At 72.8% G+C, this 20212-nt stretch carries 23 protein-coding genes; 13 read left to right on the top strand and 10 right to left on the bottom strand.

Annotated features, from left to right (window positions below; translation table 11 throughout):
• Positions 1-41: 41 nt before the first annotated feature.
• Positions 42-944 (bottom strand): transglutaminase-like domain-containing protein, encoded by a 903-nt coding sequence (locus AB0399_RS31790; protein ID WP_366413670.1) that lies wholly within the window; start codon positions 942-944, stop codon positions 42-44.
• Entirely contained in the window at positions 941-1936 is a 996-nt protein-coding gene (locus AB0399_RS31785) for a GNAT family N-acetyltransferase (protein ID WP_366413669.1), read from the bottom strand. Before AB0399_RS31785 ends, AB0399_RS31790 begins: the two co-directional genes overlap by 4 nt.
• A 108-nt stretch (positions 1937-2044) precedes the next feature.
• Between AB0399_RS31785 and fdxA the strand changes: the two genes are divergently transcribed.
• Both fdxA and dapC read left to right on the top strand, forming a co-directional pair.
• Positions 2045-2365: a ferredoxin gene (fdxA, locus tag AB0399_RS31780; protein WP_033319951.1), complete on the top strand. Its 321-nt coding sequence runs from the start codon at positions 2045-2047 to the stop codon at positions 2363-2365.
• 109 nt (positions 2366-2474) lie between these two features.
• Positions 2475-3581 carry a succinyldiaminopimelate transaminase gene (gene dapC, locus AB0399_RS31775; protein ID WP_366413668.1) on the top strand — a complete coding sequence of 369 codons (1107 nt, stop codon included), beginning with the start codon at positions 2475-2477 and terminating at the stop codon, positions 3579-3581.
• Positions 3582-3704: 123 nt separating this feature from the next.
• On the opposite strand, the gene AB0399_RS31770 is transcribed toward dapC, so the two are convergent.
• Positions 3705-4658 (bottom strand): heavy metal transporter, encoded by a 954-nt coding sequence (locus AB0399_RS31770; protein WP_366413667.1) that lies wholly within the window; start codon positions 4656-4658, stop codon positions 3705-3707.
• 180 nt (positions 4659-4838) lie between these two features.
• On the opposite strand from AB0399_RS31770, the gene dapE reads away from it, so the two are divergent.
• From dapE to AB0399_RS31755, 3 genes are all read left to right on the top strand, one after another.
• Positions 4839-5906 (top strand): succinyl-diaminopimelate desuccinylase, encoded by a 1068-nt coding sequence (dapE, locus tag AB0399_RS31765; RefSeq protein WP_329365120.1) that lies wholly within the window; start codon positions 4839-4841, stop codon positions 5904-5906.
• 109 nt (positions 5907-6015) lie between these two features.
• The gene (locus tag AB0399_RS31760) at positions 6016-7095 is read left to right on the top strand and encodes an alpha/beta hydrolase-fold protein (RefSeq protein WP_366413666.1); all 1080 of its coding nucleotides are present in this window, start codon (positions 6016-6018) and stop codon (positions 7093-7095) included.
• 16 nt (positions 7096-7111) lie between these two features.
• A complete protein-coding gene (locus AB0399_RS31755; protein WP_329365116.1) occupies positions 7112-7942 on the top strand; it encodes a TIGR00730 family Rossman fold protein in 831 nt (276 codons plus the stop codon).
• 29 nt (positions 7943-7971) lie between these two features.
• On the opposite strand, the gene folP is transcribed toward AB0399_RS31755, so the two are convergent.
• Positions 7972-8784 (bottom strand): dihydropteroate synthase, encoded by an 813-nt coding sequence (gene folP, locus AB0399_RS31750; RefSeq protein ID WP_329373944.1) that lies wholly within the window; start codon positions 8782-8784, stop codon positions 7972-7974.
• 159 nt (positions 8785-8943) lie between these two features.
• Between folP and AB0399_RS31745 the strand changes: the two genes are divergently transcribed.
• Together AB0399_RS31745 and AB0399_RS31740 are read left to right on the top strand one after the other, a co-directional pair.
• The gene (locus tag AB0399_RS31745; RefSeq protein WP_329365115.1) at positions 8944-9441 is read left to right on the top strand and encodes a cell division protein DivIVA; all 498 of its coding nucleotides are present in this window, start codon (positions 8944-8946) and stop codon (positions 9439-9441) included.
• The gene (locus AB0399_RS31740) at positions 9434-10021 is read left to right on the top strand and encodes a DNA-3-methyladenine glycosylase I (protein WP_329365114.1); all 588 of its coding nucleotides are present in this window, start codon (positions 9434-9436) and stop codon (positions 10019-10021) included. The genes AB0399_RS31745 and AB0399_RS31740 overlap by 8 nt, the downstream gene beginning before the upstream one ends.
• 66 nt (positions 10022-10087) lie before the next feature.
• On the opposite strand, the gene AB0399_RS31735 is transcribed toward AB0399_RS31740, so the two are convergent.
• The gene (locus AB0399_RS31735; protein ID WP_329365112.1) at positions 10088-10870 is read right to left on the bottom strand and encodes an enoyl-CoA hydratase-related protein; all 783 of its coding nucleotides are present in this window, start codon (positions 10868-10870) and stop codon (positions 10088-10090) included.
• Between the two features lie 246 nt (positions 10871-11116).
• Between AB0399_RS31735 and AB0399_RS31730 the strand changes: the two genes are divergently transcribed.
• A complete protein-coding gene (locus tag AB0399_RS31730; protein WP_073493047.1) occupies positions 11117-11284 on the top strand; it encodes a DUF3117 domain-containing protein in 168 nt (55 codons plus the stop codon).
• Positions 11285-11338: 54 nt separating this feature from the next.
• Here AB0399_RS31730 and AB0399_RS31725 read toward each other — a convergent pair whose 3' ends face one another.
• Entirely contained in the window at positions 11339-12007 is a 669-nt protein-coding gene (locus AB0399_RS31725; RefSeq protein WP_329365109.1) for an O-methyltransferase, read from the bottom strand.
• A 162-nt stretch (positions 12008-12169) separates the two neighbouring features.
• Here AB0399_RS31725 and sigE point away from each other — a divergent pair, with 162 nt between their 5' ends.
• From sigE to AB0399_RS31705, 4 genes are all read left to right on the top strand, one after another.
• On the top strand, positions 12170-12931 hold the full coding sequence (gene sigE / locus AB0399_RS31720; protein ID WP_329365107.1) for an RNA polymerase sigma factor SigE: 762 nt from the start codon (positions 12170-12172) through the stop codon (positions 12929-12931).
• Entirely contained in the window at positions 12928-13788 is an 861-nt protein-coding gene (locus tag AB0399_RS31715) for a zf-HC2 domain-containing protein (protein ID WP_329365104.1), read from the top strand. The genes sigE and AB0399_RS31715 overlap by 4 nt, the downstream gene beginning before the upstream one ends.
• 163 nt (positions 13789-13951) lie before the next feature.
• Positions 13952-14470 carry a sec-independent translocase gene (locus tag AB0399_RS31710; protein WP_329365102.1) on the top strand — a complete coding sequence of 173 codons (519 nt, stop codon included), beginning with the start codon at positions 13952-13954 and terminating at the stop codon, positions 14468-14470.
• Positions 14471-14630: 160 nt separating this feature from the next.
• Positions 14631-15245, top strand: a complete 615-nt coding sequence (locus AB0399_RS31705) for a hypothetical protein (RefSeq protein ID WP_329365100.1) — start codon at positions 14631-14633, stop codon at positions 15243-15245.
• 58 nt (positions 15246-15303) lie between these two features.
• On the opposite strand, the gene AB0399_RS31700 is transcribed toward AB0399_RS31705, so the two are convergent.
• From AB0399_RS31700 to AB0399_RS31690, 3 genes are read right to left on the bottom strand one after another with little or no spacing between them, the layout of a single operon-like run.
• The gene (locus AB0399_RS31700) at positions 15304-16473 is read right to left on the bottom strand and encodes an Mrp/NBP35 family ATP-binding protein (RefSeq protein WP_329365098.1); all 1170 of its coding nucleotides are present in this window, start codon (positions 16471-16473) and stop codon (positions 15304-15306) included.
• A 33-nt stretch (positions 16474-16506) separates the two neighbouring features.
• Positions 16507-17127, bottom strand: a complete 621-nt coding sequence (locus AB0399_RS31695) for a DUF1003 domain-containing protein (RefSeq protein WP_366413665.1) — start codon at positions 17125-17127, stop codon at positions 16507-16509.
• Positions 17117-18535, bottom strand: a complete 1419-nt coding sequence (locus AB0399_RS31690; protein WP_329365095.1) for a CBS domain-containing protein — start codon at positions 18533-18535, stop codon at positions 17117-17119. The genes AB0399_RS31695 and AB0399_RS31690 overlap by 11 nt, the downstream gene beginning before the upstream one ends.
• Positions 18536-18711: 176 nt before the next feature.
• On the opposite strand from AB0399_RS31690, the gene AB0399_RS31685 reads away from it, so the two are divergent.
• Positions 18712-19434 (top strand): hypothetical protein, encoded by a 723-nt coding sequence (locus tag AB0399_RS31685; RefSeq protein WP_366413664.1) that lies wholly within the window; start codon positions 18712-18714, stop codon positions 19432-19434.
• 48 nt (positions 19435-19482) lie between these two features.
• Here AB0399_RS31685 and AB0399_RS31680 read toward each other — a convergent pair whose 3' ends face one another.
• Entirely contained in the window at positions 19483-20031 is a 549-nt protein-coding gene (locus tag AB0399_RS31680; protein WP_366413663.1) for a hypothetical protein, read from the bottom strand.
• Positions 20032-20212 lie beyond the last annotated feature (181 nt).

Genomic DNA, 20212 nt, shown 5'->3' with positions numbered 1-20212 from the left:
ACGCGCCCCTGAATCTGCTCGGCTCCTCCCCGAAAGGGAGGTCAGTTGAGCCGGGCCCGCGCGGCACGCGCCTGCGTGCGGATGGTCGCCGCGGTCTCCGGGTCGAACGAGCCGATCACCTCGGCGTATTCCTCCATCTCGGCCGCGCCGCCGAGGAAGTCGCCCATCTGGACGAGGACCTGGGCCCGTTCGTAGCGCAGGCGGGCCGGATGGCGGGGGAGGAGCAGCGTCAGGTCGAGGGTCCACAGCTGGACGGGGAGGCGCTCGGGCCGGGGCGCGGCCCAGGCCCGGATGTTGTTGAGCACGCGGCGGACGATGTCCAGCGTGTCGGCCGGCGCGGGCGCGGCCATCGCGCGGCCGCCCGCCCCCGTACCGGCCCGGATGCCGCCGACCGAGCCCGACATGAGCCGTTCGGCGTCCGGCCCGGACAGCACGCGGCCCGCGTCGAAGGGGTCGACCAGGACGTACGGCGCCGGGCCGTTGTCGAACTCGGCGCCGAACTCCGCGCCGAACTCCGCTCCGTGCGGCTCCAGTTCGCCGAGCGCCACCACGAAGTGCCCCGGCAGCCCCACCCCGTGCACCGGCGCCCCCGCGCGCCGCGCCACCTCCATCCACACCACCGACAGCAGGATCGGCAGCCCGCGCCGCCGTCGCAGCACCTCCTGGAGCAGCGACGACGACAGCAGCCCGTAGTCCGCGGGCGTGCCGTGGAAGCCGTGCCCGGCGCCCAGCACCCGCCTGAGCGCCTGGGCCCAGTCCTGCGGCGTGGTGGAGCCGTACGGGAGCAGCCCGGCGAGCCGGTCCAGTTCGATCTGGGCCAGGTCTGCCACCGGGCCGTCCAGCGCCGGGTCCGCCTCCGCGCCGATCAGCAGGCACAACTCCGCCAGGTCGGGCCGCTCCTCGCGGGCGGCCGCGGCGAACCGTTCGCGTACCGAAGCCGTCATGCCGGGGGGCGCCGGTAGTGGTAGCCGTGGTGGTCGGTGAAGCCGAGCCGGTCGTAGAGCGCGCGGGCGGCCGCGTTGTCCGCCTCGACCTGGAGGTACGCGGCGGTCGCCCCCTCGTCGTGCGCCCGCCGGGCGAGCGCGCCCATCACGGCGGTGGCCAGGCCGCGCCGGCGCTGGTCCGGTGCCACCTCGACGGCGCCGAACAGCGCCCAGGGCCCCTCGACCACGGCCCGGCCGATCGCGCCCGGCGCGGTGGCGAACCAGACCGACGGCCCGCCCGAGACCACCTGGAGCGCGGCGTCGGCGAGTTCGCCGGTGCGGTGGTACGAGGCGAGCCAGGCCGCGTCCGGGGTGCGCGACAGCTCCACCGGGCGGCCGGCGTCCTCCGCCAGGGACGTCAACGGCGCGAGCGGGGCGGTACGGACCAGGGTGTCCGCCTCGCGCACCCACCCCGCGCGGTCCAACTCCACGACGTAGGGGGAGGAGTCCGGCACCTGGAACAGCGGCACGAGCCCGCGCTCCTGGTACCACCGTGTCACCGCGGCGAGCGCTTCCGCCGGCGGCATCCCCGGGTCGCCCGTCAACAGCACGGAGTTCGCGCGGCGGGTGAAACCGCCCGCCGCGCGCAGCACCCAGCCGCCCAGCGGCGCCGACTCCACCGGTGGCCAGGCCCGCGACGCCACCGCCTCGATCTCCTCGGCCGTCACCGCGGGCACTCCCGGCCTGCTCCGGCCCCTGTCACGCCGCTCCGGAGCGGGCGGCACCACCTTCCCCGCCACCAGTGTCTCCTCCTCGATCCGCACCGTCTCTCCGGTCCGCCGAGTGACGCAGACCACTCCCGTATTCCAGGATGCGAGAACACCGACCGTATCGGTGAACATAGGATGCCCGTCGGCGACCTCGACCAACTGCCGGACCGAGACGCGTTTTCCCACGTCAGCGGGGGTAATGTGGATTTCGAGTCGAGCTCCGGACGAGAAAACCCCTCGCATGCCTGCCCCTCCTGTTCGGAACGTGCCCAGGAACGGAGATACTAGGTGTGGGCATCGACGACGCCGCGCTCCCGCGCGAGATGAGCCCTACCGAGGAGGAACGACAGCGTGACCTACGTCATCGCGCAGCCTTGTGTCGACGTCAAGGACAAGGCGTGCATCGAAGAGTGCCCGGTCGACTGCATTTACGAGGGCTCCCGGTCCTTGTACATCCATCCGGACGAGTGTGTCGACTGCGGCGCGTGTGAGCCGGTCTGCCCGGTGGAGGCGATCTTCTACGAGGACGACACCCCGGAGGAGTGGAAGGACTACTACAAGGCGAACGTGGAGTTCTTCGACGAACTCGGCTCGCCCGGTGGCGCCTCGAAGCTGGGTCTGATCGAGCGCGACCACCCCTTCATCGCGGAACTGCCCCCGCAGAACCAGTGACCCGGTGACAACCCCCCGGGGCTGACACCGCCGGGCCCCGTCCGGCAGCGCACCGCTGCCGGCACGGGGCCCGGTGTTCTGCGCCGCCCGCACGAACCACCCTGCGAGAGTGAGCACGTTGAGCATCTCCGCCCGCCTTCCGGTCTTCCCGTGGGACCGCCTGGAGCCGTACAAGGCCACGGCGGCCGCGCACCCCGACGGCGTGGTCGACCTGTCCGTGGGCACCCCGGTGGACCCCGTCCCCGAGGTGATCCGGCAGGCACTGACCGCCGCCGCGGACAGCCCCGGCTACCCGCTCACCTACGGCACGGCCGCGCTGCGCGAGGCCGCCGCGCACTACCTGCGCACGTGGCACGGCGTCAGCGGCGCGGACCCGGCGCACATCCTGCCGCTGATCGGCTCCAAGGAACTCGTCGGCTGGCTGCCCACCTTGCTCGACCTGCGCGAGGGCGACCAGGTCGGCTACCCGGCGCTCGCCTACCCGACCTACGAGATCGGGGCGCTCATCGCCCGGGCCGAAGCGGCCGGCTACGACGACCCGGTCGCCGAACTCGACCCGGCCCGCACCCGGCTGCTCTGGCTCAACAGCCCCTCCAACCCGACCGGTCGGGTGCTGTCCGCCGCCGAACTGCGCCGGATCGTGACCTGGGCGCGCGAGCACGGCATCCTCGTCGTCTCCGACGAGTGCTACATCGAACTCGGTTGGGAGGGCACCGAGCCGGTCTCGGTCCTGCACCCCGACGTGTGCGGCGACACCCACGACGGCCTGCTCGCCGTCCACTCCCTGTCCAAGCGGTCCAACTTCGCCGGGTACCGGGGAGCTTTCCTCGCCGGCGACCCCGCGGCCGTCGCCGAACTCCTCGCGGTGCGCAAGCACGCCGGGATGATCGTGCCGCAGCCGGTGCAGGCGGCGATGGTCGCGGCCCTGGGCGACCGCGAGCACGCGGTCGACCAGAAGGCGCGCTACGCCCGGCGCCGGGCCGCGCTGCGCACCGCCTTCGAGGCCGCCGGGTTCCGGGTCGAGCACAGCGAGGCCAGCCTCTACCTGTGGGCCACCCGCGACGAGGACTGCTGGCAGACCGTCGGGGACCTGTCCAAGCAGGGCATCCTCGTCGCCCCCGGCGAGTTCTACGGCCCCACCGGGCAGAACTTCGTCCGTATCGCCTTCACGGCGACGGACGAGCGGGTGGCCGCCGCGGTGGAACGGCTCGGCTGACCCTCCGGGGTGGTGTGTTCCCTCGGGTGAGGGACCACCTGGTGGTGGGTTGCGTGCGCGGTTCCCAGTGCCCCTGGACTCGCCCGGGTGCTCCCGGGGCACCCGGGCGGGTCGGGGCGGGGACTACCGCGCGACGGTGATCCGTACCAGCGTGTCCACGGCCGGCGCGGAAGCGCCCTTGGTTCCGGACGGGTCCGACGTCTTCTGCCACCCCTTGCCGGACTTCTTCGCCTGCCAGCGCATGTCCCCGAAGCTCACCTGCTCCACCTTCAGGTCGTGCGCGTGCGCCACCGCCCACTGCGCCAGCGCCCAGCCGCGCTGCTTGCCGGCGCCGGTCGTGGAACCGCCGGGCGGCGCCGACGGCACCGCCACGGTGCGCGGGTCGCTGTCGTCCCGCGGCCGCACCTGGCTGCCGAACTCCCGCTTCAGCAGGGCCGTCACCTTCTCGGTGTCGCCCAGCCGCCCGCCGGCGCTGTACGCGGTGTTCGCGCCGGTGGTGCAGCTCAGCGCCGCCTCGTCGCGCCCGGTCAGCGCGGCGGCCACCATCGTGGCGTCCGTCTCGTGCTGCGCGTACGCCTCCGGGTAGCCGCTGCGCTGCACCCGCTGCGCGGCCACGGTCACCGGCAGCCGGGTGTAGTTCGGGATCTTCACCAGGCTGTCGAAGAACGCGTTCGACGCGTACACCGGGTCCTGGATCTGCTGGGCGGTGCCCCATCCCTGCGAGGGGCGCTGCTGGAAGAGGCCGAGCGAGTCGCGGTCCCCGGTGTCGAGGTTCACCAGCCGGGACTCCTGCATCGCCGTGGCGAGCGCTATCGTCAGCGCGCGCTCGGGCAGGCCGCGCGAGATCGACACGGCCGCGATCGTCGCGGCGTTCGCGGCCTGGTCCTGGTCGAGGGTCAGGTCGTTGCCGTCGGTCTTCACGGTGCAGCCGGCGGCCGCCGGGTTCTCGTGGTTCTCGAAGCGGTACGCGAGGTAGCCCGCGAGGGCCAGCAACACGATGAAACCGGCGGCGAACCGCAGGCCGCAGCCGCGGCCGCGCTTCTCTTCTTTGCTCGCTGGGGACGGCGACTCGGGCACGGCCGAACCCTACCGAATGTGAGCGCCCCGATCCGCCGGGTCGCCCTGTCAGGTCGGTCCAGGAACCCACCTGCCGCTGGGAGCCCGTCGCTGGGGCACCCCCTCCGGGGGAGTCTCCCGCGCCCCTGCCCGTGTGCGGCTCCTCCCGTCGCACCCGCGGGCACCGCCTACGCTGGCGGGATGGGAACCGTGTTGGACTTGGAGCAGGACGTCGCCGGGTTGACAGCTCAGCTCGTGGACGTGGAATCGGTGAGCCGGGCGGAGGGAGAGCTGGCCGACCTGGTGGCGGCGGCGCTGGCGGCGCAACCGCATCTGCGGGTGGACCGGGACGGAAACGCGGTGGTGGCCAGGACCGAGCTCGGCCGTACCGAACGGGTCGTGCTGGCCGGCCACTTGGACACCGTCCCGATCGCCGACAACCTGCCGTCGCGGCTGGACGCCGACGGCGTGCTGTGGGGCTGCGGCACCTCGGACATGAAGGCGGGCGTCGCGGTCCAGCTCAAACTCGCCGCCGGACTGCGGGAGCCCAACCGCGACCTCACCTTCGTGTTCTACGACGCCGAGGAGATCGCCGCCGAGTTCAACGGGCTCAAGCGCCTCGCCGAGCGCCATCCGGAGTGGCTCGCCGGGGACTTCGCGGTGCTGATGGAACCGACCGACGGCCGGGTGGACGGCGGCTGCCAGGGCACGCTCCGGGTCCGGGTGCAGACCACCGGCCGCCGCGCGCACTCCGCCCGCAGCTGGCTGGGCGAGAACGCCATCCACAAGGCCGCGCCGATCCTGGCCCGGCTGGCGGCGTACGAGCCGCGCCGGGTGGAGATCGACGGCCTGGTCTACCCGGAGGGCCTCAACGCGGTGCTGATCGAGGGCGGCCACGCCGGGAACGTGATCCCGGACACCTGCGCGGTCACCGTCAACTACCGCTTCTCCCCTGACCAGAGCGAGGCCGAGGCGCTGGACCGGGTGCGCGAGGTCTTCGACGGCTTCGAGGTGGTGCTCACCGACAGCGCCCCGGGCGCGCTGCCCGGCCTGTCGCAGCCGGCCGCGGCCGCGTTCGTCGCGGCGATCGGCACCCCGCCGGCGGCGAAGGAGGCGTGGACGGACGTGGCCCGCTTCTCCGCGCTCGGCGTGCCCGCGGTGAACTACGGCCCGGGCGACCCCACCCTCGCCCACACCCGCGAGGAGAACGTCCGGATCGCCGCCGTCCAGGAGGCCGAGCGCAAGCTGCGGGAGTGGCTCACCCCATAGTCCGGGCGGTCCGAGCAACCGAACTGGGGTGCGCGCGCATCCTCCCATCCGCCATGGTGTGATCGGATACGCCCGATCCGGGCGAAGTTCGGGGGGAGAGGACACGGTCATGGGGCTGACCAGCACGTGGTTCGCCGTGGTGCTCCTGATCGCGGCGGTCGGCGCGGTGGTGGCCGCGCTCCTGCTGTGGGCGAAGGTGCGCGGCCCCCGCGCGGTGCGCACCGTGGCCCGGGTGGGCATGATCCTGCTCTGCCAGGCCACCGCGATCTGCCTGATGATGGTCCTGGTGAACAACCAGTACGGCTTCTACGCCTCCTGGGCCGACCTGCTCGGCGACGCCAACAGCGGCGGTGGCGGCACCGCCTCCGCCGCCCACCCGGCCGTGACGCCCGCCGTACCCGACTACCACGTGGTGTTCGGCTCGTACTCCGCGGGATTCCGCCGCGCCACGGTGCGCGGCTGGCACTCCGGCAGCAAGGGCGAGGTGATCGTCTGGCTGCCGCCGCAGTACGCCGCGAAGGGGTACGCCCACACCCGCTTCCCGGTGATCGAGGTGCTGCACGGCATACCCGGCACGCCGCACAGCTTCCTGCGCGGCATGCGGATCGGCCGGATCATGGCCGGCGAGATCGCGGCGGGCCGGGCCGAACCCGCGATCCTGGTGCTGCCCACGATCACCCCGGACCGGGTGGACACCGGCTGCGCGGACGTGCCGGGCAAGAGCAAGGTCGCCACCTGGCTCACCGACGACGTGCCGACCACCGTCGCGGCCAACTTCCGTACCCTGCCCGGCCCCGCCGGCTGGGCGGTGATGGGCATATCCACCGGCGGCTACTGCGCGGCCCGGCTCGCCCTGGACTACCCGCACCGGTTCGCCGCCGCGGCCGCGCTCGCACCCGACGACCCGGCCCACGGGGTGCGCAACCCGCTGTGGCTGGCCCGCAACGGCCGCCCGGCGGCCCACATCCTGGTCGAGTCCAGCCTCCAGGACCGGGAGAGCCCGCCGAAGTTCGCCGACGCGATCGCCGACGCGGTACGGCCGCCCGGCACCGTCAGCACCGTCCAGCTGACCGCGGGCGGGCACAACTGGAAGACCTGGAGCCGGATGTTCCCCGGCGCCCTGACCTGGCTCAGCGGGCGGCTGGAAGCGCCGCGAGCGGTGCCTTTGGCACCGTCGACGGCACCCTGATGCGTACGCTGCGGGTATGACAACAGACGCAACCGACTCCGACGACGCGGGTGGGAACGCCGGTGACTGGCAGGACGCAGCAGCCGCGGCCAACGCCGCCGCCGAGGGCCGCCCGGAGGGCAAGGGCTGGCCGGAACGGCACACCGGGCCGGTGATCCGCCGACGTGGACAGGTGCTCTCCGGCACCACCGACCAGCGCCTGCTGGACAGCCGCGGCGCCACCGACTGGGTGCACAGCGACCCGTGGCGGGTGCTGCGTATCCAGTCCGAGTTCGTGGAGGGCTTCGGCGCGCTCGCCGAACTCGGCTCGGCGGTCAGCGTGTTCGGCTCCGCCCGCACCCCGGTCGACTCCCGCGAGTACGACGCCGGGGTCCGGATCGGCCGCGCCCTCGCGGAGGCCGGCTTCGCGGTCATCACCGGCGGCGGCCCCGGCGCCATGGAAGCGGCCAACAAGGGCGCGCTCGAGGCCGGCGGGGTCTCCGTCGGCCTCGGCATCGAGCTGCCCTTCGAGCAGGGGCTCAACCCCTACGTCGACATCGGCGTCAACTTCCGCTACTTCTTCGTCCGCAAGACCATGTTCGTCAAGTACGCCCGCGGGTTCGTGGTGCTGCCCGGCGGCTTCGGCACCCTCGACGAGCTCTTCGAAGCGCTCACGCTCGTCCAGACCAAGAAGGTCACCCGCTTCCCGATCGTCCTCTTCGGCACCGAGTACTGGGGCGGCCTGGTCTCCTGGGTCCGCCAGACCCTCGTCGCCGAGGGCAAGGCGTCCCCCGCCGACCTCGAACTCTTCCACGTCACCGACGACGTCGACGACGCGGTCGAAAGGGTCACCAAGGAAAGCGCGTAAGCGGGGCGCCCCTGACCCACCCCGGAGGGTCAGGCGAGCCCCCTCCGGGCCACCCGGGGTTCGCTCGCACCGGAGATCGCCGCGACCATCTCCAGGACCTGCCGGGTCTCCGGCACTTCGTGGACCCGGTACACCTGCGCCCCCAGCCACGCCGACACCGCGGTGGTCGCGAGCGTGCCGATCAGCCGCTCCTTGACCGGCCGGTCCAGCGTCTCCCCGACGAAGTCCTTGTTGGACAGGGAGACCAGCACCGGCCACCCGGTGGCCGTCATCTCGGGCAGCCGCCGGGTCGCCTCCAGCGAGTGCCGGGTGTTCTTGCCGAAGTCGTGCCCGGGGTCGATGAGGATGCCGTCGCGCCGCACCCCCAGCTTCTCGGCGCGCTCGGCGAGCCCGACGGTGACCCGGAGGATGTCGGCCATCACGTCGTCGTAGCCGATCCGGTGCGGCCGGGTCCGCGGCCGCACCCCGCCCGCGTGGGTGCACACCAGCCCCACCCCGTACCGCGCGGCCACCTCGGCCAGTTCGGGATCGACCCCGCCCCACGCGTCGTTGAGCAGGTCGGCGCCCTCCTCGCAGACGGCCCGCGCCACCTCGTGCCGCCAGGTGTCCACGCTGATCACCACGTCGGGGTGGCGGCGCCGCACCTCCGCGACGAACCGGACGGTGCGCCGGATCTCCTCGTCCGCCGACACCTCCTCGCCCGGCCCCGCCTTGACCCCGCCGATGTCGACGATCGCGGCACCCTCGGCGATCACCCGCGCGACCCGTTCGAGCGCCGGCTCGTCGGTGAAGGTGGCGCCCTGGTCGTAGAACGAGTCGGGCGTCCGGTTCACGATCGCCATGATCACCGGCTCCCGCTCACCGAATTCCCGGCTGCCCAGCCGAAGTCCCACGGTCACTCCTCATCTCAGACTCATGCGATCGTGGCACGATCGTGCCTGACATGGAGGACCCGCCGATCCGGACGGCAGGTCCCTGGGCCGTACCCCGGGAGTATCGACGTGTTCTGGTTCATGCTCATCGCGCTCGTCGCGGTGGTCGCCGCGGTGGCGCTGGCCGTACTCGGCGACGGCGGCGCGCTCAAGGACTCCCAGCCCGACCGGCTCGAGGACCGGCTGCCCCCCGACCGCCCGCTGGTCCGCGCCGACGTGGACGCGGTCCGGCTGCCGGTGGGCCTGCGCGGCTACCGCATGCTCGACGTGGACGAGGTGCTGGAGCGGCTCGGCGCGGAGCTGGCCGAACGCGACGCCCGCATCGCCGAGCTGGAGGCCCACCTCGCCGGCGCCCACGCCGGCGCGCACCGCTACGACACCTCCGCCGCGCCCGGCACGTCCCCCCAGACCGCCCCCGGCGCCCCGTACGGGAGCGGCGGCGGCAACGGGCAGGGATACGGCCACGGATACGGTGGCGGGCCCGGCAGCGGCTACGCAGAGCCCGCCGCCCGTCCCGACCGGCCGGTGGCCGGCCCCGACGACCTCCCGGGCGGCACGGGTGAGTGACGGCACCGCCATCCCCGGCCCCGACGGCCTGCTCCGCTGCCCCTGGGGCCTGTCCACTCCCGACTACCTGGCGTACCACGACGAGGAGTGGGGCAAGCCGGTGCACGGCGACGACGCCCTCTTCGAGCGGATCTGCCTGGAAGCCTTCCAGTCCGGGCTGTCGTGGATCACCATCCTGCGCCGCCGCGAGACCTTCCGCGCCGCCTTCCGGCACTTCGCCATCGACAAGGTCGCCGCGTTCACCGACGAGGACCGGACCCGGCTGCTCGCCGACCCCGGGATCATCCGCAACCGCGCCAAGGTCGACGCCGCGATCTCCAACGCCGCCGCCGCCCGCGAGGTCCGCGACACCTACGACGGCGGCCTGGACGCCCTCGTCTGGTCCTTCGCCCCGGACCCCGCGAGCCGCCCCGCCCCGCGCACCCTCTCCGACGTCGCGGCCACCACCCCCGAGTCCACCGCGCTCTCCAAGGACCTGAAGAAACGCGGCTTCCGCTTCGTGGGCCCGACCACCGCGCACGCCCTGATGCAGGCGTGCGGCCTGGTCAACGACCACCTGGCGGACTGCACGGCCCGCTGACCCGACCGTCGCCCCGGCCACTCGGCGCCCCTCGGGTCAGCGCCCTTCGGGTCAGCGCCCTTCGGGTCAGCGCCCCTCGAACCTCGGCTTCCGCTTCGCGACGAACGCCGAGACCGCCTCACGGTGGTCGGCCGACGCCCCCGCCCGCGCCTGGAGGGTGTCCTCGTGGGCGAGCGACTCCTCCAGCGTGTGCGACGCCCCGTACGCCAGCGCCTCCTTCATCGCGGCGTACGCGACGGTCGGGCCGTCGGCGAGCGCCCGGGCCACCGCGACCGCGGCCTGCGCCAGCGCGGGCGCCGGAAGCACCTGGTGCACCAGGCCGAGCGCCAGCGCCTCCTGCGCGGGCACCGGCCGCGGGAACATCAGCAGCTCCGCGGCCCGCGCCTGGCCGACCAGCCGCGGCAGCGTCCACGACATCCCGGAGTCCGTGGACAGCGCCACCCCGGCGAACGCGGTGGTGAAGGACGCCGTGTCCGCGGCGAGCCGGTAGTCCGCGGCGAACGCGAACCCCGCGCCCGCCCCGGCCGCCACCCCGTTGACCGCGGCGACCACCGGCTTGGGCATGGTGGCCAGGGCGGTGACGATCGGGTTGTAGTGCTCGGCGACCGTCGCCAGGCCACCGCCCGACTCCAGGATGCCGACGTGCTCCTTGAGGTCCTGTCCGACGCAGAACGCCCGGCCCGTCGCGGTGAGCAGCACGGCGCGCACCGCCTCGTCGGAGCCCGCGGTCCGCAGCGCCTCGCGCAACGCGTTCTTCGTATTCGTGTCGAGTGCGTTCATGGCCTCCGGTCGGTTCAGGGTGACCGTCGCCAAGCCGTCCTCGACCTCGTACAGCACGCTCTCGCCCATGCCAGAACCCCTTCGTCGCGGCAAGTGTCCTGGCCAGGATGCCGGACCCGATGACGGTCCGACATGTGACGTACATCAAACCGCGCCGGGCCCGGAAGCGGCCCGACCCGGCGAAATAGCCGGGTTTGGGGGATCGGAATGTACAACGGAGTGCTACGGCTATTGGTCATCAGGTCGACTGATGCGGGATAATGGCCGAGAACCAATGTGTTCGAGTCCGAGCTGGTTTCAGGAAGGGGAACGAGCATGGCGGCCATGAAGCCGCGGACGGGTGACGGCCCGCTCGAGGTGACCAAGGAGGGGCGGAGCATCATCATGCGCGTTCCGCTGGAGGGCGGCGGGCGGCTGGTAGTAGAGCTGACCCCGGACGAGGCGGACGCCCTGGGCGATGCGCTGAAGAAGGCCATCGTCTGAGACCAGCGGTCCCGAATCGTCACGGCCACGTACGTCCCACGTACGTGGCCGTGCTCATGCGCGGCGGATGGCGCAGAGGAGGCCGTCGTCCGTGGGCAGCAGGACCGGGGCCAGCCGCGGGCTGTCCCGGACCGCCCGCATCAGGTCGCGCAAGTGCAGGGACTCGGCGTCCTGGTGGGAGGCGTCCAGCGCGCGGCCCTGGGCGAAGGCGCCCTCGAAGCAGAGCACGCCGCCGGGACGCAGCAGCCGCAGCGACTCGTCGAGGTAGTCCAGGCACTCCAGCCGGTCGGCGTCGCAGAAGACCAGGTCGTACCCGCCGTCGGTGAGGCGGGGCAGCACGTCGAGGGCGCGGCCGCAGATGAAGCGGGCCCGGTTGGCGGCGACCCCGGCCTCGCGGTACGCCTCGCGGGCGAGCTGCTGGCGGTCGGGTTCGGAGTCCACGGTGGTCAGCACCCCGTCGGGCCGCATGCCGCGCAGCAGGTGGATGCCGGAGACGCCGGTGCCGGTGCCGATCTCGACCACGGACTTCGCGTCGCAGGCCCCGGCGAGCAGTCGCAGGGCCGCGCCGGTGCCGGGGGAGACCGCGCGCAGCCCCTCCGTACGCGAGCGGGCGCGGGCGCGTATCAAGGCGTCGTCCTCGGCGACGAAGGCGTCCGCGAACGCCCAGCTCGCCTGCCGGTTGCCGGTAATGGCCGCTCCCCTTGTCCGGTGTTCTCCTTGCAATTGCGCCGCCCGGGCGACTGTATCCGTTGCCGCCGGGAACCTGCTGATGGGACCGGGCGTTAGAGAACACGGGTGGCAACGGCCCCCCGCGGGGATGGAGCGGCAGCCCCCTCTCCGCTTTGGCAACAGCGCACTTATCCGGAGCTAACGGGCGAGGTGGATATGGTAGGGGCTCTACTGGAGACCACCAGAGCCGACAGGGGAGGTGCGGCTGCGGCCGGTGACCGAGGAATGCTCGACCGCTTCCGAAAGTCCGCCGGACAGCCGAAATCCGTGACCGACACAGCTGATGACCGTTCACCCAGGACCGACTCCGCGACCGCGACGTTCGCTACCGACGGAGACGGCCAGACGTGGACGCCTCCTTCCTGGGAGGAGATCGTCAGCACGCACAGTGCCCGGGTGTACCGGCTGGCCTACCGCCTGACCGGGAACCAGCACGACGCGGAAGACCTCACCCAGGAGGTCTTCGTGCGGGTCTTCCGCTCCCTGTCCACCTACACGCCCGGCACTTTCGAGGGCTGGCTGCACCGCATCACCACGAACCTCTTCCTGGACATGGTGCGGCGCCGGCAGCGCATTCGTTTCGACGCTCTCGGCGACGACGCGGCTGAGCGGCTGCCCAGCCGCGAGCCGTCCCCCGCGCAGCACTTCAGCGACACCCACTTCGACGCGGACGTCCAGCAGGCGCTGGACACCCTCGCGCCGGAGTTCCGGGCCGCCGTGGTGCTCTGCGACATCGAGGGACTGTCGTACGAGGAGATCGCCGCGACCCTCGGGGTGAAACTCGGCACCGTGCGAAGCCGCATCCACCGCGGCCGCTCGCACCTGCGCAAGGCTCTGGAGCACCGGGCGCCCGGAGCGCGCCCGGCGCCCGCGTTCGCTGCCACCGCGTCCAAACCCCTGGAGGGCGGGAGAGCGTGAGCAGCAGCGGTTCAGGCGAGCAGCACCGTCCCCAACGTCCTGCACCCGCCGAGCAGCACCTCGGTGACCGACTTTCCGCCTTCGTCGACGGCGAGCTGACGGACGACAGCCGGGACCGGGTGCTGGCCCATCTCGCGACATGTACGCAGTGCAAGGCCGCCGCCGCCGAGCAGCGCCGGCTCAAGAGCGTGATCGCCGGCTCGGAGCTGCCGGCCATATCGGCCGGTCTGCTGGCGCGGCTGCAGGGCCTGCCGGCCATGGACGGCCAGGACGGCCCCGGTGGCCCGGCGCGGCCCGAGGGCCTGTCGGCCGACGAGGCGGGCAGCGTCGGCCACCGTCGCGGCCCGTTCGACGGCGGCTTCTTCGGCTCGCGGCCGACGGTTCCCGACTCGGTGCTCTCCGACCCCGGCAGGTCCGACACCGGTCGCCCCGGCTCCGGCCTGGCCCGATCAGGGGGCGCGCGGCGCGAGGAGTTCTCCTTCCTCGGCCCGGCCGCCGATCTGCTGCCGGCTGGTGACGGGCGCGGCCGCGGCTTCCGGGTCCACGACAGCACCTCCCGGGGCCGGCGTTTCGCCTTCGCCGCGGCCGGCGCCTTCTCGATGGCCGCGATCGCCATCGGCAGCGCGCTGCCGATGGAGGCGGCGATGGACAGCGGCGCCCGGCCGGACGACGGCCCCGCGGTCAGCCCGCTCAGCGCCGGCCAGGTCTCCGACACCCGCGGCACCATCCCGCGCGGCGTGCTCAGTTCGGACCGCGAGGAGCAGCGGCGCGAGCGGATCGTGGTCGCGTCGGCCACCTCCGTGCCGTTGATACCGCCGGTCCAGCAGGCGTCGAACGGCTCGTTCCCGCTGCGCTGAGCGGTGGTTCGGCGTCGGGCACCGCCCGGTGTCAGCGCAGGTCTTTACCGGGCGGCAGCATAGTGTTGGCCACAGCCACTCCCGTATCGCTTGCTCGGGCAGGTACCGTGAATTCCGCCGGTCCCTGCCCACGCCGGCCGTGGACGTCTCAAGGAGCTGCAAGGTGTTCTTCGACATAGGCCCGCTGGAGCTGGTCGCGATCGTGGTCCTTGCCGTGCTTGTCTTCGGCCCGGACAAGCTGCCGAAGCTGATCCAGGACGCCATGGCCTTCATCCGCAAGGTGCGGGAGTTCTCCGACAGCGCCAAGGAGGACATCCGCCGCGAGCTGGGGCCGGAGTTCAAGGACTTCGAGTTCGAGGACCTCAACCCGAAGACCTTCATCCGCAAGAACCTGATCAACAGCGAGAACGACGAGTACGGCCTCGGCGAGCTGAAGGACCTCGGCAAGAGCCTCGACCTGCGCAAGGACCTCACCGACGTCACCGACCTGCGCAAGGACATGGCGGAGGTCACCGACGCGGTCAACGGGGTCAGGACGGGCGTCAACGGCTCGTCCTCGTCGTCAGCCTCCGCGGGGACGGCTTCTTCCGGTGCGGGCTCCGCGGACTCCGGCGGCACCCCCGACCGGCTGAAGAAGCTGGGTCAGGACGAGCCGCCGCCGTACGACTCCGACGCGACCTGATCCGGGGAGCGTCAACCCGAATCCACGTTTTCACCCGATTGCATGGCCGTTGTCCGTGTGTTCGGCATCACCCCACGCCGTTTCGCGCCCCGAACCCGCCCATGGTCGGGCAAGATGGCATGTCGCCCAGGAGGGCGGTCATCGAGGAGGCGCGACCCATATGGAGACGAAGACCGGCACGCAACAGGGGGCGGTCGAGGGCTACCTGTTGGCCGACTTCCCCTGGTACGGGCTGGACCAGGCATTCACCGGGCCCCGGTGGCTCGGTCTGCTCGGCACCAGCGCGGACGGGACCGTCGAACACGGAGCGACCGGACACGGCGACGAGCCGTCGCTCAAGGCCGAGGCCGCCGACCCGGAGGGCCAGAAGTTCGCGGTCGTGGTCACCGTCGCCCACCGGCCGCTGCGGCGCAGCGCCGACGGCACCGGTGTGATGGAGGCCACCTCGGTCTCCTCAGCGGCCTGGCTGGCCGGCTCCGGGCTGCTCTCGGCGACCTGGCCCACCCGGATGGACCGCGCGCTGCGGCAGGACTGGCTCGACCAGCAGACCTCGGCGGCGTGGGAGCTCGCGGACGAGCTGACCGGACCCGGATGGTCGTCCCTGACCCTCCCCGTCGACGGCGTCCCCACCCCCTTCCACTACCGCGAGTCGGAATACGGCTGGGTGATGGCCGGCTCCGCCGCGGGAGTGCACCTCGGGGCGTACGGCCGCAACATGTCCGCCTACGGCCTCGCGCTGGCCGCCATCCCCGACCTCACCGCGTACGCGGGGTAACCGGACCCACCCGGCTGCCCGTCCGCGGAGTCACGGGACGGGCAGCCCGGGGGAGCCGTCAGAACTTGTTGCGCGGGGTGATCCCGAGCGACATCCCCGCCAACCCGCGCTCGCGGGCGGAGAGCTTCGCGGCGATGCCCCGCAGCGCCGCCCCCGCGGGGGACTCCGGCGCCGTGAGGACCACCGGCCGGCCGTCGTCGCCGCCCTCGCGCAGCCGCACGTCGATCGGGATGCGCCCGAGCACGGGCACCGTGGTGCCGGTGGTGCGGGACAGCCCCTCGGCGACCCGGTCGCCCCCACCCGTGCCGAACACCTCGACGACCTCGTCGCAGTGCGGGCACGGCATCCCCGCCATGTTCTCCACGACGCCGACGATCTTCTGGTGGGTCTGCACGGCGATCGACCCGGCCCGCTCGGCGACCTCCGCCGCCGCCTGCTGCGGGGTGGTCACCACGAGGATCTCCGCGTTCGGCACGAGCTGCGCGACGGAGATCGCGATGTCGCCGGTGCCGGGCGGCAGGTCGAGCAGCAGGACGTCCAGGTCGCCCCAGTAGACGTCCGCGAGGAACTGCTGGAGCGCGCGGTGCAGCATCGGCCCGCGCCACACCACCGGCGCGTTGCCGGGGGTGAACATGCCGATCGAGATGACCTTCACACCGTTCGCCGACGGCGGCATGATCATGTTCTCGACCTGGGTGGGGCGGCCCTCCGCGCCGAGCATCCGCGGCACGCTGTGCCCGTAGATGTCCGCGTCGACCACGCCGACCTTCAACCCGTCCGCGGCCATCGCGGCGGCGAGGTTCACCGTCACCGAGGACTTGCCGACCCCGCCCTTGCCGGAGGCGATCGCATAGACCCGGGTCAGCGAGCCGGGCTGGGCGAAGGGGATCTCCCGCTCGGCCTGGCCGCCGCGCAGCGAGGACGCCAGCTCGCGGCGCTGCTCGTCGCTCATCACGTCCAGCGCCACCCGCACCGACGTCACCCCGGCCACGCCCTGCACCGCTGCCGTGACCCGGCCGGTGATCTCGTCCCGCATCGGGCAGCCGGACACGGTGAGGTAGACGGTGACGGCGACCGAGCCGTCGGCCGCGATGTCGACGGATTTCACCATGCCGAGTTCGGTGATCGGCTTGTGGATCTCCGGGTCGTCAACGGTCGCCAGCGCGGCGCGTACAGCGTCGTCGGTGGGGGTGCCGGTCGGGGTAGAACCGTGCAGAGCGGTAGCCATACGCACGAGGATACGGCGGTCCCGAGCGGCCCTTCAGCGGCCCCGGCCGTCGCCTTCGTCACTGCGCGGGCGGCGCTGGTCACCGTACCGGTCCTGGCCCTGCCGCTCGTTGCGCCGCTCGGCACGGTGCCGCTGCTCGTCGATCTCCTTGACCAGGTCCTGGAGTTCCGAGCGAATCCAGTCCCGCGTGGCGACCTCGCCCAGGCCCATCCGCAGGGCGGCCACCTCCCGGGTCAGGTACTCGGTGTCGGCGATGTTCCGTTCGTTCTGCTTGCGGTCCTGTTCGAGATTGACCCGGTCCCGGTCGTCCTGCCGGTTCTGCGCGAGCAGGATCAGCGGGGCCGCGTAGGACGCCTGCAGCGACAGCATCAACGTCAGGAAGATGAAGGGGTAGTGGTCGAACTGGAAGTTCCGCGGCGCGAAGACGTTCCACAGCACCCAGACGATGATGATCACCGTCATCCAGACGATGAACCGCCCGGTGCCGAGGAAGCGCGCCACCCGCTCGGAGAGCTTGCCGAACGCGTCCGGGTCGTAGGACGGCAGCAGGCTGCGGCGCGGCTCGCGCGGCTGGTCCAGCCGGTTCTTGCGCGGCCGTCCGGTCGCCGTGGCCCCCGCCGGGTGGCGGGTCCGCTCGCGCTCGTCAGCGGCCATCGGGTGCCTCCGCGCGCTCGTCCGTGCCGCGCTCGTCCGTGCCGCGACCTTCGCCGTCCCCGTCGCCGTCCATGCCGCTGTCCGTGCCGCCCTCCGCGCCGTACAGCGCGGTCTCCCGCCAGTCGTCCGGCAGCAGGTGGTCCAGCACGTCGTCCACGGTCACCGCGCCGACCAGCGAACCGCTCTCGTCCACCACCGGCGCGGAGATCATGTTGTACGTGGCCAGGAAGCTCGTCACCGACGGCAGCGCGGTGTCCGGGCCCAGCGGTTGCAGGTCGGTGTCCACGATCGCGCCGAGCAGGGTGAAGGGCGGGTCGCGCAGCAGCCGCTGGAAGTGCACCAGGCCGAGGTACTTCCCGGTCGGGGTGTCGTCCGGCGGCCGGCACACGTACACCTGGGCGGCCAGCGCGGGGGACAGGTCGGGGTTGCGGATACGGGCCAGCGCGTCGGCCACGGTCGCGTCCGGGCGCAGCACGATCGGCTCGGTGGTCATCAGCCCGCCCGCGGTGCGCTCCTCGTACGACAGCAGCCGCCGTACGCCCGCGGCCTCCTGGGGCTGCATCAGGGTGAGGAGGCGTTCCTGCTCGTCCGCCGGCAGCTCGGCGAGCAGGTCGGCGGCGTCGTCGGGGTCCATCGCCTCCAGCACGTCGGCGGCCCGCTCCTCCTTGAGCTTGCTGAGGATCTCCACCTGGTCGTCGTCCGGCAGTTCCTCCAGGACGTCGGCGAGCCGGTCGTCGTCGAGGGCGGCGGCCACCTCGCCGCGGCGCTTGGGCGACAGGTGGTGCAGCACGTTCGCCAGGTCGGCCGGGCGCAGCTGCTCGAAGGTCGCCACCAGGTTCTCCGCGCCCTGGCCCTCCTCGGCGAGCGAGAAGCCGCTCACGGCCGACCAGTCCACGGTCAGCGCCTCGCCTCTGCGGCGCAGCGCCCCGCTCTTGCCGCGCCGCACGAAGACCTTGTCGATCTCCCAGTCCCGCCGGGAGGGCAGCTGGGTCATGGACACATCGAGCACGGTGACCTCGACGGACAGGGCCTCGTCGGCGGCGGAGCGGGCCACGGCGGTGGGGGTCTCGGCGGGGGAGCCCGACTCGTCGGTGGCCAGCCGCACCCTGCGGTCCAGCAGCTCGCCCAGCACCAGCGTCTCGGTCGGCCGCTGCTCGAAGCGCCGCATGTTCACCACGCCGGTGGTGATGACCTGGCCGGACTCCACACCGGTGACCCGGGTCATGGGCAGGAAGATCCGGCGCCGGCTGACCACCTCGACGACCAGGCCCAGCACCCGGGGCGGGCGCCCTCCGACGCGCAGCATGACGACCACGTCGCGCACCCGCCCGACCTGGTCGCCGTTCGGATCGAAGACGGCGACCCCGGCCAGGTGCGAGACGAAGACCCGAGGGGCGCCTGCCGCCATGGTGGGGGCCTCCTACGGTCCGCGGAGGGCTGCTCCGGTGCCTGCGGGCCACACCCGCCGCACCCGCTCAGGCTACTCCGGGCCGATCTTGCCTGCCCCATGGGATGGTCCCCGGGAGTAACCCTGCGGTAGCTTCGAGGCCGCCCGCAGCCGCCGTCCCTGGAGGAAGAGAACCCGTGCACCACGGCCGCAGGACTGTCGCCGCCGCCCTGACCGCGCTCGGCGCGAGCGGTCTGCTCACCGGCTGCCTGGGTTTCGGGGGCGACCCCGACGCGGGCACCAACGGCGTCGGCAAGCTCCCGGCGCAGACCATCGAGCAGAAGGCGAAGTCCGCCGCCGCGGGCGCCGCCGCCGTACGGCTGGCCGGCACCGTGGTCAGCGGCGGCCGGACCTACCGCCTCGACATGCGGCTGCGCACCAACGGCGGGGTCGGCGAGGTCAGCAGCAAGGGTGACACCTTCCAGCTGCTGCGGGTCGACGACGACCTCTACCTCAAGGCCGGCGCCGACTTCTACGGTGACGGCGGCAGCGACAAGGACAGCAAGGCCGCCGCCGCGAAGCTCAACGGCAAGTACGTCAAGGTGCCGCAGAACGACCCCTCCTACCAGCAGTTCTCCGGGTTCACCGACAAGAAGACGCTGCTCGCCGACCTCTTCGTGCTGGACGGCACGGTCAAGACCGGCGCCCACCGCAAGGTCGGCTCCACCAAGACCATCGCGCTCGACGGCACCAAGGGCGGCTCGCTGGACGTCTCCCTCAAGGGCACGCCCTACCCGCTGCGCTACGAGCGCGTCGGCGGCGCGGGCACCTTGACCCTCTCGGACTGGGGCCAGGACTTCACCCTGGCCGCCCCGGCCAAGTCCGAGGTGCTGGACTACGGCAAGACCGTCGGCAAGTAGCGCACCCGCTCGCCTCGACTCGCCCCACCCCGGGCGCCGGGTCCGAGGTCAGGTCCTGCGGCGCCGGGCGAGCAGCTTCGGCAGTCCCGCGGGCGCGGGGGAGCGGGTGGTCGCCGAGGTGGCGACGGGGGCCACGGCGCCGGAGGTGTCGGGCATCGCGCCCGGGTGCTCCGGCACGCTCCCGGTCGGCGCCAGCCGGAAGACCTGGCACTCGGCCGCCCACCGCGACGGCACCGACTCGGCGTCGACCGCGTTGAGCCGCTTGCCCTTCAGCTCGCCGACGGCGGCCTCCCACGGTTCGCCGTGCGGCGCCAGCACCTCGACCCGCGCGGACCAGGTGACCAGCCGCCCGCCCTTGTCCTTGCTGCGTACGGTCACGGTCGCGGTCCCGCCGTCCACCAGGTCCGGCACCGGCTGCTCGCCGGGCCCGGCGACGAGGTGCAGGCCCCCGTCCAGCCACAGGTGCCACACCGCCTGGCCGTTGACCCAGACCAGCCCGGACTTCTTCGTGGCCTCCTCCACCAGGGCCGACAACTCCTCGGTGGAGGGCACGGCGGAGGGCGCGGGGGAGGCGGGCGGCGTGGACGGCGTCGACATGTGCCCAGGTTAGTGCCCCGGTCAGGGCCTAGGCCGTGTTTTGGAAGTCCCTCCCCCCCTGCCTTCGGCGGGGGAGGTGCCCCCATCCCGTGGCGCCTGGCACGCACGCTCGCTTCGTTGTCGGGCTTGTCCGAGTAGGCCCACTACGAGGACAACCCTCCGCCTTGCGATCGCACGCACC

The sequence above is a fragment of the Streptomyces sp. NPDC088194 genome, from assembly GCF_040702025.1.
Classification (GTDB): Bacteria; Actinomycetota; Actinomycetes; order Streptomycetales; family Streptomycetaceae; genus Actinacidiphila.
This window is presented reverse-complemented; position numbering and strand designations above follow the sequence as displayed.